Consider the following 10,027-nt stretch of genomic DNA (forward strand, 5'->3'; position numbering starts at 1 on the left):
TTACTTCCCTTCTAGGTGGTTTAAAAAGTCATAAAGTTTTTCTCCTTCATAAACTTCCACACCCAAGTCTCTGGCTTTTGTCAGTTTTGATCCTGCTTTTTCTCCACAAAGGAGAGCATCAGTATTTTTTGAAACAGAACCTGTAACCTTACCGCCATTTTTTTCAATTAATTCTTTTATATCATCTCTCTTGTAATTTTCCATAGTTCCGGTAATTACAAAAGTTTGATTTTCTAGTTCATTTGAAGATTCATCTTCATTGACCTCATTTAATTTGATACCCTTTGATAAAAGAATATCTATAGCGTCACTTATTTCTTCATCTTTAAAAAACTCTACTATATTATCAGCTGTTATTTCGCCAATATCGTCTATTTCAACTAATTGCTCGGCTGTAGCGTGTCGTAGATTATTAAAGGTTTTAAATTTATTTGCAAGGTCTCTTGCAGTACGCTCCCCCACATTTGGTATGCCTATAGCATAAATAAACCTATTTAAATCGCGATTTTTACTTAACTTTATGGCATCGAGCAGATTTTGAGATTTTTTTGGACCAAACCTATCTAAGTTTATCAAATCATCATAGGTTAAATCATAGATTTCATATATATCATCTATATCTAACTCATCCATTAGTTGGGCTATGGTTTTTTCTGATAAACCCTCTATATCCATAGCATTTCTAGAAGCATAATGTTCCATACGTGCTAATAGTTGAGGAGTGCAGGATATAGAGTTTGGACAAATAATATGAACATTGCCTTCTATTAGTTCAGTATTACAATATGGGCAATGAGTTGGTCTTTCAATTTTTTTTGTACCATCTTGATTTTCATCCACTACACCAAGAATTTCTGGAATAACATCATTAGACCTTCTAATAAAGACCTGTGAACCTATGCGCACTTTTTTTCTTAAAATATCATCATAGTTATTTAAAGTTGCACGAGAAACAGTTGCCCCTGAGAAATCTACGGGTTCAAGTATTGCAGATGGTGTAACTTTTCCTGTCCTACCTACATTCCATACTACATCTAAAAGTGTTGTAGTAAATTCTTCAGCTTCAAATTTAAAAGCAACTGACCATCTAGGAAATTTATTAGTAAATCCTAGGACTTCTTGGGTTCTTATGTCATTTATTTTTATAACGACCCCATCAGTTAAGATATCGAGAGTCTTTCTTTCAACCTCAATTCTTTCAAGTTCTGCGATTATTTCATCGTAGGTCTTTACTAACTTGTGGTAGGGATGAATGTTAAAATCTTCTTTTTTAAGAAACTCTAACATATCTTCTTCAGTTGAAAAATCTAGGTTAGTTGTTGAAATATTATAAAAGTAAGCTGTTAAATTTCTTTTGCGGGTTTCGTTTGTATCAAGGTTTCTTAAAGCTCCTGCAGCAGCGTTTCTTGCATTTTTTAGCTGAAATTCATTTTCTTTATTATATCTTTCTAGTTCTGATAGAGGCATTAATGCCTCTCCTTGGATTTCTATTAAAGACTTTTCTTCAATTTCTAACGGCACTGATTTTATGGTCTTTACTTGTGCTGAAATTTCCTCGCCAACAATACCATTACCCCTAGTTGCAGCATTTATAAGATTGCCATTTTCGTAAGTCAGATTTATAGTTAAACCATCAAACTTATACTCCATTACAAACTCGAGTTCTGGTAGCTTATCATCATTATCTTCATTATAAGCATTACAAAGTCTAATAGCCCTATCTATCCAATTTTTCAAATCATCATAAGACTGGGCCTTATCTTGCGAATACAATCTTGAAATATGAAAGTGTTTTTCAAATTTTTCTAAAACCTCTCCTCCTACTTTTTGGGTGGGAGAGTTTTCAGGATGTATACCTGTTTCATTTTCTAGTTGTTTTAGCCTATCATATAACTTATCGTACTCACCATCAGATACCAAAGGTGCATCTAGGGTGTAATAATGATAGTTTAATTCTTCAATTTTTTCTATTAGTTCATTAATTTCTTCTTTTTTATCCATATTACACCTTATATATTGGAGCATAGTCTTGGTTGAGTTTTTTGAGTCCTTTTTTATCAAAGGCTACCACTAACTCATTGCCATCTTCGCTTTCTTTTATCTGAACTACCATGCCCTTACCCCATTTAGAATGAACAACTTTATCACCAACTTGGTAAGTTTCATCACTATTTTCATGCTTCTTAAGTTTTGTGTCTAATACCGATTGACGAGTTTTTTCTCTCATGTAATCTTCATTAGAGGCTCTTTCAAAGGATCTAGAATTAAAACTAGCAAAAGTTTTATTTTCGAGTTCTTTTATATTTTCTCTTATTTCGTCCACAAATCTTGAAGTCTTATAATAGATTGGCTGTCCATAAGATCTTCTAACTTCACTACTAGTTAGATATAGTTTTTCACGAGCTCTAGTAATTGCTACATAAAATAATCTACGCTCTTCTTCTACATTACCTTCATCTATTGATCTTTTTCCTGGGAATAATCCATCATCTAAGCCTACAACAAATACTACTGAAAATTCTAGACCTTTAGCTGCATGCATGGTCATAAGTACTACCGAATCTTCTTTATCTTCTGTCTTTTCCAAATCAGAAATAAGACTTAGATTTTCCAAATAATCATAGATAGTATCATCTGGATTATTTTCTTCGTATTCACTTGCTGCACTTATAAATTCATTGATATTATCAATTCTAGCCCTATCCTCTACCGAATAGCTAGCTTCTAAACTTTTTAAATAACCAGACTTATCTAAAACTTCATTTATCAAATCAGTTATAGTATAATTTAGAGCATTTTTAAATATTTCTTTTAAAGGATTGTAAAACTTAAAGGCTAGTTTATTTAACCTAGCAGTTAATAATTGATCATAATTAGGATTTGTAATAAGCTCTAGCATGGCTATGTCATTTTCACTTGCAATCCTACTCATTTGTTCAACACTTTTTTGACCAATGCCACGTTTTGGCTCATTGATAATGCGTTTTAGGGCAACATCATCCTTAGGATTTACTATAATTTTTAAATAAGAAACTAAGTCTTTGATTTCTTTTCTATCATAGAATTTTAAACCACCAATAACCTTATAATCTATTAGATTTTTCATTAAAGTCTCTTCAAATGGTCTTGATTGAGCATTGGTTCTATATAAAATTGCAATATCACTATATGAGTAACCTGAGTTTACTAGAGATTTTATCTCATCAACTACAAACTTACTTTCTTCACTTTCTACAGAATTGTTTTTGTAGATAACCTCATCGCCATTACCATTTGCAGTCCAAAGATTCTTATCTTTTCTTTCAATGTTATTTTCTATCAAAGAGTTTGCAGTATTTAGTATATTTGATGTTGACCTATAGTTTTGCTCAAGCTTTATTACCTTAGCATCCTCAAAGTCTCTTTCAAAGTTTAATATATTGCTAATATCAGCTCCCCTAAAACTATAAATAGATTGGTCAGCATCACCAACAACTATTACATTATTATGGTAGCCTCCAAAGTATTTTATAAGTTCATATTGAGCAGCATTGGTATCTTGATATTCATCTACAAATACATATTCAAATTTTTTTTGATAATATTCTAAAACTTGCTTATCTTTCATAAAAAGTTCAAGAACTTTTTCTATTAAATCGTCAAAATCTAAGGAGTTATACTCTCTTTTACGTTTTTCATATAAGCGGTATATTTCGTAATATTCATTTTGGTTTCTATAGTAACCATCAATTTTCAAAAACTCACTTGGACTTATAGATTTATTTTTTAAAGAACTTATAAGGTTTTGAGCATCTCTTACACTTATATCATCCTTATATCCCAAGTCGTTTATAATTTCTTTTATCAAAGTTCTCTGATCGTTGGTGTCGTAAATGGTAAAATTAGATGAATATCCTATTTTTTCTATATTCATCCTTAAAATTCTAGCACAAATGGAGTGAAAGGTGCCTATCCAAAGGTGGCTGACATCCATATTTAAAAGAGTAGCCACTCTATCTTTCATCTCATTTGCAGCCTTGTTGGTAAATGTGATTGCTAATATATTTCTAGGGTCTACCCCTTCATTTTCTATTAAATTTGCAATGCTGGTTGTAAGTACTCTTGTCTTCCCACTACCAGCTCCTGCTAAAACTAAAAGAGGTCCTTTTTTATGTAGGACTGCTTGAGTTTGTTTGTCATTTAAACCTTCTAAAATCATCACATTCCCCCTTATCTATTTTATTATACCACATGAAAAAAGAGTAGACATAAAGTCTGCTCTTTAAATTTGTTTATAATAAAAAACTACTTATCTTGATTTTCTCTTTGTCTTTTTAAATCTTTTTCGATAAGTTTATCAAGGACAATGTCATAGCCATTTGATCCATAGTTTAATGATCTATTTACCCTAGAAATAGTTGCAGTTGATGCACCTGTTTCTTCTTCAATAACATTATAAGTTTTTCTAATTTTAAGCAGTCTTGCAACATGTAATCTTTGAGCTATAGATTGGATTTCTCTGGCTGTACAAATGTCTGTAAAAAATGCATAACATTCTTCAACATCATTTAGCATTAAAATTGCTTCAAATAATTCATCTATTTGTTCATTTCTTAATTTTGAATCTGTCATTTTTCCCCCGAGTATATAAAATGTGTCTTTTGTTCCATTAGTATTATACACTAAAATTTGATATGAACATACTTTTGTCAAAATATTCTGCTCATATGATTTTATATGCAAATAATTTTCTATTATGATTCTAATTATCAGATTTATTGCCTATAGCAATTGAAAGTAATTCCTGGCAAAGTTTTTCATTTCTAGCTAGTAACGGACCATGTAAATAAGTTCCGATTGTATTTTTGTATCTAAATCCTTCAGTTTTATCCGAGCCGTTATTGCCATTACCCTCAATCACAGTAGCAAATGGCTTTTGATTTTCGGATAAATAGGTAACTCCCCCATGATTTTCAAAGCCTTCATAAATTTGGCCATTAATAGCATCCTTTATTTTTATATTGCCTGAAAACCTAGAAGCATTTTCTTGGTTTTGGGTGTAGTGATCAAAGATATTAAGGCCCTTAATTTTTTTATTATAGGCGTCAAAGTAGTACTGGCCTAAAAGCTGATAGCCTCCACAAATAGCTAGAAAAACTCCACCATTTTCTATATATTTTTCTAATTCATCTTTCTTTTCTAATAGGTCAGACTGTACTATTCTTTGCTCATAGTCTTGACCTCCACCAAAAAAGACAAAGTCATAAGCATTTGAAGAAAATCTATCACCTATACTTATAGTTTCAGTTTCAACTTCATAACCTTTTTTTCTAGCTTCATGGGCAAAGGCCATTACATTTCCTACATCCCCGTAGGTATTTAATAGATTTCCGTAAAGGTGACATATTTTTATTTTTTTCATAATCCTAATACCTCTCTTAATCTAAGCATGGCGGTATAAGTTGATAGGATATATATATTATCTGTCTTAGAATTTTTTATGACATCATAGATTTCATTTTCATAATCAAATTCTTTAATCGCATCATCAAATATTTCGGCAATCTCTAGACGTCTTTTCATATCTTTTTTTCTTATACCGGAAACATAGACATCTTTTATATCAAGATTAGATAGATTTTCGTAGTAGGAATCATATATCCAGCTTACATCAGTCCCATCCGCATAATTATCATTTAATAAACAAATAAGAGATACTGGATTTTCTTCTAAAAGCATAAGGTCTATGATTTGGTTAAGACCTGTAGGGTTTTTTACTAAGTTAATGGTTACATTTTTACCCTCGATATCAATATTTTCCTGCCTTCCAAAAACATTTTTTTGGCTACGAAGACCTTCATGAATTTCTTCATAGCTTAAGCCGATCTCTTTGGCAACACTTAAAGCAGCAAGAGCGTTATAAACATTATATAAACCACCTACATTTACCTCATAAAACTCATCTCCCACCATAAACTCAGAATAGTTTGCATCAAGTTTTATTAATTTATCTATAGCATAGTCTATAGCAGGAGTTTTGAAATCACAATTTGGACAAGCATAGTCACCTAAAGAAGAATAATTATTAAGTTTATATTTTAAAACATGGTGGCAATGTGGGCAAAGAATACCATCAGAATTTACTTCAGCATCCAGATTATAGTCTTCGCTCGCCTTTTGATAATCTCTGATACCAAAATAGGTCTTATTATAATTTTTCATCTGATCGTAATTAAAGATAGGCAAATCTCCATTGGCAACAATTTTTGCATCTGGCATTACTGCCATCCCTTCCATAAGTTTTGCAAAAATATTATATATTTCACCAAACCTGTCCATCTGATCTCTAAATATATTTGTAAATATAACATAATCAGGCTTTATATTTTGACCTATCCTTACTAGGTTTGCCTCATCTACTTCAAGAACTGCTATGGTTTCTTCCTTAGAAGGATTATCTAGCAGGGTGGTTATGATTCCTTGAACCATATTTGATCCAGACTCGTTTGTAAAAACTTTATCGTATCTTTGTTTTAATATGTTTACCAAAAAATGGGTTGTCATTGTTTTACCATTTGTACCAGTAACAAAGATGAACTTGGTATTTTTTGACAACTCATTTAATATATTTTTATCTAATTTATAAGCAACATAGCCAGGTAGGGATGTTGCCTTACGATTTGTAAGCCTTAGTCCTGCCCTAACTATTTTTGCTATTTCTTTTGTTAATTTATTTCTTACACTCATAATTTTAGTATATCTTAAAAAGTGAACTTGGCAATATCTAACCTATAATTTTATAGGATGATTCGCTATCTACTAGCTTTGCTTCATTTTTATCAAAGGATGATATTTTTATATTCCTTTGATTTTTTAACGCTCTTATAAATTCATCAATTTTTTCATCAGTCCCTTGGATAAAACATTCTACATCACCATTAGATAAATTTTCTACAGTACCTGTTAAATTTAATTTATCTGCCAGCATTTTAGATGTATACCTAAAACCTACTCCTTGAACTCTTCCTTTAAATAATATTTTATATCTTTTCATATTTTCTCCTTACCTTTATTTTACCATAGTACTTGAAATATATTATCAATATAGTTTAATAATATTAACACCCCCTAGGGGTGTAGGAGGAGGTTATATGAAAAAACGCTACGATGTAACAGGCATGACTTGTGCTTCCTGTCAAGCCAATGTTACAAGAGCAGTTGAAAAACTCGGCGTTAATGATGTAAATGTCAACCTCATCAATGAATCTATGAGTGTAGATTATGATGAGGATAAGCTAAGTGATGATGACATTATTAACGCAGTGGAGAAAATTGGTTACGGGGCAAGCCCTAAAGACCAGGGTAAAAAAGAAGTAGCTAGTAAAGAAAAGGAAAAAGACCAAGAAGAAAGTAATACCAGATTTAGATTAAAAGTATCATTGGTTTTCTTAATCCCGCTTTTGTATATAGCTATGGGACCTATGATAGGTCTACCAGTTCCCTCTTTTATGCAAGGAAGAGAAGGTTCTATAAATAATGCCTTTATACAATTTATACTAACTATTCCAGTATTAGTAGTAAATAGAAAGTTTTTTATAAATGGATTTAAAGGATTATTTAATAAAGCTCCAAACATGGATACTCTAGTGGCTCTTGGTGCTAGTGCAGCAACATTTTATGGTATTTTTGCTATAATGCGAATGGCCTATGGTTTCGGATTTAACCAACCAGAAATTATAGATCAATATATGCATAACCTCTATTTTGAGTCTGCTGCTGTGATTCTAACTTTAATAACTCTTGGTAAATATTTTGAAGCTAGATCAAAGGGTCAAACTAAAGCATCCCTAGAAAATTTAATAAATCTAGCACCAAAAAAAGCAACAATTCTTGTTGATGGTAAGGAAAAAAGCGTAGATGTTTCTGAGATAGAAAAAGGAGATATAATCTTAATTAGACCTGGAGATTCTATTCCAGTGGATGGTGAGATTATAGAAGGCTCTTCCCTACTTGATGAAGCAGCTTTAACCGGTGAATCTATTCCTGTTAATAAGGGTGTTGGAGATGAAGTAATCACTGCAACTATAAATAAGGAAGGTTCATTTAAGTTTAAGGCAACCAAAGTTGGTGAAGATACTACTCTAGCTCAGATAATAAATCTAGTAAACGAAGCGAATGAAACTAAGGCTCCAATTGCAAAAATGGCAGATGAGATTTCAGCTATATTTGTACCAGCTGTAATTATAATATCTATTGCTACATTTATAATATGGATGGCACTGGGCTATAGTTTTGAATTTGCATTAAATTTAATGATTTCAGTTTTAGTTATATCCTGTCCATGTGCCCTAGGTCTAGCTACACCGATGGGGATAATGGTTTCTACTGGAAAATCCGCAGAACTAGGTTTATTATTTAAAAGTGCAGAAAGTTTAGAAAACTTAAGCAAAGTTGATACAATACTTCTAGACAAGACAGGAACTATTACTGAAGGTAGACCTCAAGTTACAGATGTAAAAACTGATATAGACCATGATGAGTTTATAAAACTTGCAACTTCTATAGAAAATTCATCTGAACACCCATTAAGTAATGCAATAGTTACCTATGCTGAAGAAAATAATATAGCTTCAGAGAATGTATCAGACTTTAACGCTATTTCTGGTAAAGGAATAAGCGCAACATATAATGGCCAAAGATACCTTGCAGGTAACTTAAGGCTAATGAAAGAAAATAATATAGATCTTAAAAACTATATAGAAATAGCTGATACTTATGCAAATGAAGGTAAGACTTCTATGTACTTTGCTGATGAAAATCAATTAATTGGTCTAATAGCTGCTAAGGACTTACCAAAAGCAACTTCAAAAATTGCTATAGATGAGCTTAAAAATCTAGGTTATGAAGTAACTATGGTAACTGGAGATAACGAAAAAACAGCAGAAGCAATCCGATCTGACTTAGGTATTGATAAAAAATTTGCTGATGTCCTACCTCAAGATAAAGATAAAGTTGTAAAACAATTGCAAGATATGGGTAAAAAAGTAACCATGGTAGGTGATGGTATTAATGATGCGCCTGCTCTTGCAAGAAGTGATATAGGTATGGCCATTGGTAATGGTACTGATGTTGCTATAGACTCTGCAGATGTTGTATTGATGAGAAATTCACTACTAGATATAGTAAGTGCAATTGAACTTTCAAAATCAACTATAAAGACCATTAAGCAAAATTTATTCTGGGCTTTCTTTTACAATGTAATACTAATCCCAGTAGCAGCAGGGCTTTTATATCCATTTAAAGGAATCACATTAAATCCAATGTTTGCAGCCTTTGCAATGAGTATTTCATCTGTATTCGTATGTTTAAACTCACTAAGACTAAGAGGATTTAAACCAGAGTTTAAAAATCAAAAAGCTATAGACGAAATAGAAGCATCAAATGAAGAAAATGAACACCTATCAAATAATATAGAAGAAACAAAAGGAGAAGAAAAAATGGCAGATACAAATAAATTAGTAGTAAATGTAGGCGGAATGACTTGTGAACACTGCAAGAAAAATGTAGAAAAAGCGTTAAATGAATTATCATTTGTAGAAAATGCAAATGTAGATCTAGAAGCAAAAAATGCAACAGTAGACTACTTTGGTAGTGCTGAAGAAGATCAAATTAAAGAAGCTATCACAGAAGCAGGATACGAATTTAACGGTATTGAATATAAGTAATGCACGCTGATAAGGCAAAAACAATAAGGAAATTAAAAACTGTCGGCGGTCAAATCGATGGTTTAATAAAAATGGTTGAAGAAGATAGGTATTGCATTGATATAAGCAATCAACTAATGGCTTCAATCTCAATTTTAAAAAATATCAACAAAGAAGTTTTATCAGCCCACCTTAGCCATTGTGTGTATCAGGCCTTAGAAAATAATGATCCTGAAGATGCTAAGGAAAAACTAAGTGAAATTGAAGATATAGTAAATAAATTAAACAAAATTTGACCAAATAAAAAGGCTCCCTTTTGAGCTGCACCCCAAAATCCGGAATAC

Annotated in this window: 8 protein-coding genes; 2 read left to right on the forward strand and 6 right to left on the reverse strand. The window is 31.7% G+C overall.

Translation table 11 applies throughout. From position 1 onward, the window contains the following. The 6 genes from ligA to AB9Q04_RS08000 all read right to left on the reverse strand — a co-directional run bounded on the left by ligA (window position 1) and on the right by AB9Q04_RS08000 (window position 7,033). Window positions 1–2,001 carry an NAD-dependent DNA ligase LigA gene (ligA, locus tag AB9Q04_RS07975; protein ID WP_410024808.1) on the reverse strand — a complete coding sequence of 667 codons (2,001 nt, stop codon included), beginning with the start codon at window positions 1,999–2,001 and terminating at the stop codon, window positions 1–3. Window position 2,002: 1 nt separating this feature from the next. After that, window positions 2,003–4,198 carry an ATP-dependent helicase gene (locus AB9Q04_RS07980; RefSeq protein WP_410024809.1) on the reverse strand — a complete coding sequence of 732 codons (2,196 nt, stop codon included), beginning with the start codon at window positions 4,196–4,198 and terminating at the stop codon, window positions 2,003–2,005. A gap of 86 nt (window positions 4,199–4,284) precedes the next feature. Beyond that, window positions 4,285–4,611 carry a YerC/YecD family TrpR-related protein gene (locus tag AB9Q04_RS07985; protein ID WP_410024810.1) on the reverse strand — a complete coding sequence of 109 codons (327 nt, stop codon included), beginning with the start codon at window positions 4,609–4,611 and terminating at the stop codon, window positions 4,285–4,287. Between the two features lie 130 nt (window positions 4,612–4,741). Continuing rightward, the gene (locus AB9Q04_RS07990; RefSeq protein WP_410024811.1) at window positions 4,742–5,401 is read right to left on the reverse strand and encodes a type 1 glutamine amidotransferase; all 660 of its coding nucleotides are present in this window, start codon (window positions 5,399–5,401) and stop codon (window positions 4,742–4,744) included. Then, on the reverse strand, window positions 5,398–6,726 hold the full coding sequence (locus tag AB9Q04_RS07995; protein ID WP_410024812.1) for a MurT ligase domain-containing protein: 1,329 nt from the start codon (window positions 6,724–6,726) through the stop codon (window positions 5,398–5,400). Before AB9Q04_RS07995 ends, AB9Q04_RS07990 begins: the two co-directional genes overlap by 4 nt. Before the next feature lie 37 nt (window positions 6,727–6,763). Then, window positions 6,764–7,033, reverse strand: coding sequence for an acylphosphatase (locus tag AB9Q04_RS08000; protein ID WP_410024813.1), 270 nt, complete (start codon window positions 7,031–7,033; stop codon window positions 6,764–6,766). A gap of 97 nt (window positions 7,034–7,130) precedes the next feature. On the opposite strand from AB9Q04_RS08000, the gene AB9Q04_RS08005 reads away from it, so the two are divergent. Beyond that, on the forward strand, window positions 7,131–9,704 hold the full coding sequence (locus AB9Q04_RS08005; RefSeq protein WP_410024814.1) for a heavy metal translocating P-type ATPase: 2,574 nt from the start codon (window positions 7,131–7,133) through the stop codon (window positions 9,702–9,704). Then, window positions 9,704–9,979, forward strand: a complete 276-nt coding sequence (locus tag AB9Q04_RS08010; protein ID WP_410024815.1) for a metal-sensing transcriptional repressor — start codon at window positions 9,704–9,706, stop codon at window positions 9,977–9,979. Before AB9Q04_RS08005 ends, AB9Q04_RS08010 begins: the two co-directional genes overlap by 1 nt. Window positions 9,980–10,027: the final 48 nt, after the last annotated feature.

The sequence above is a fragment of the Anaerococcus groningensis genome (assembly GCF_046365465.1).
GTDB classification, from domain to species: Bacteria; Bacillota; Clostridia; order Tissierellales; family Peptoniphilaceae; genus Anaerococcus; species Anaerococcus groningensis.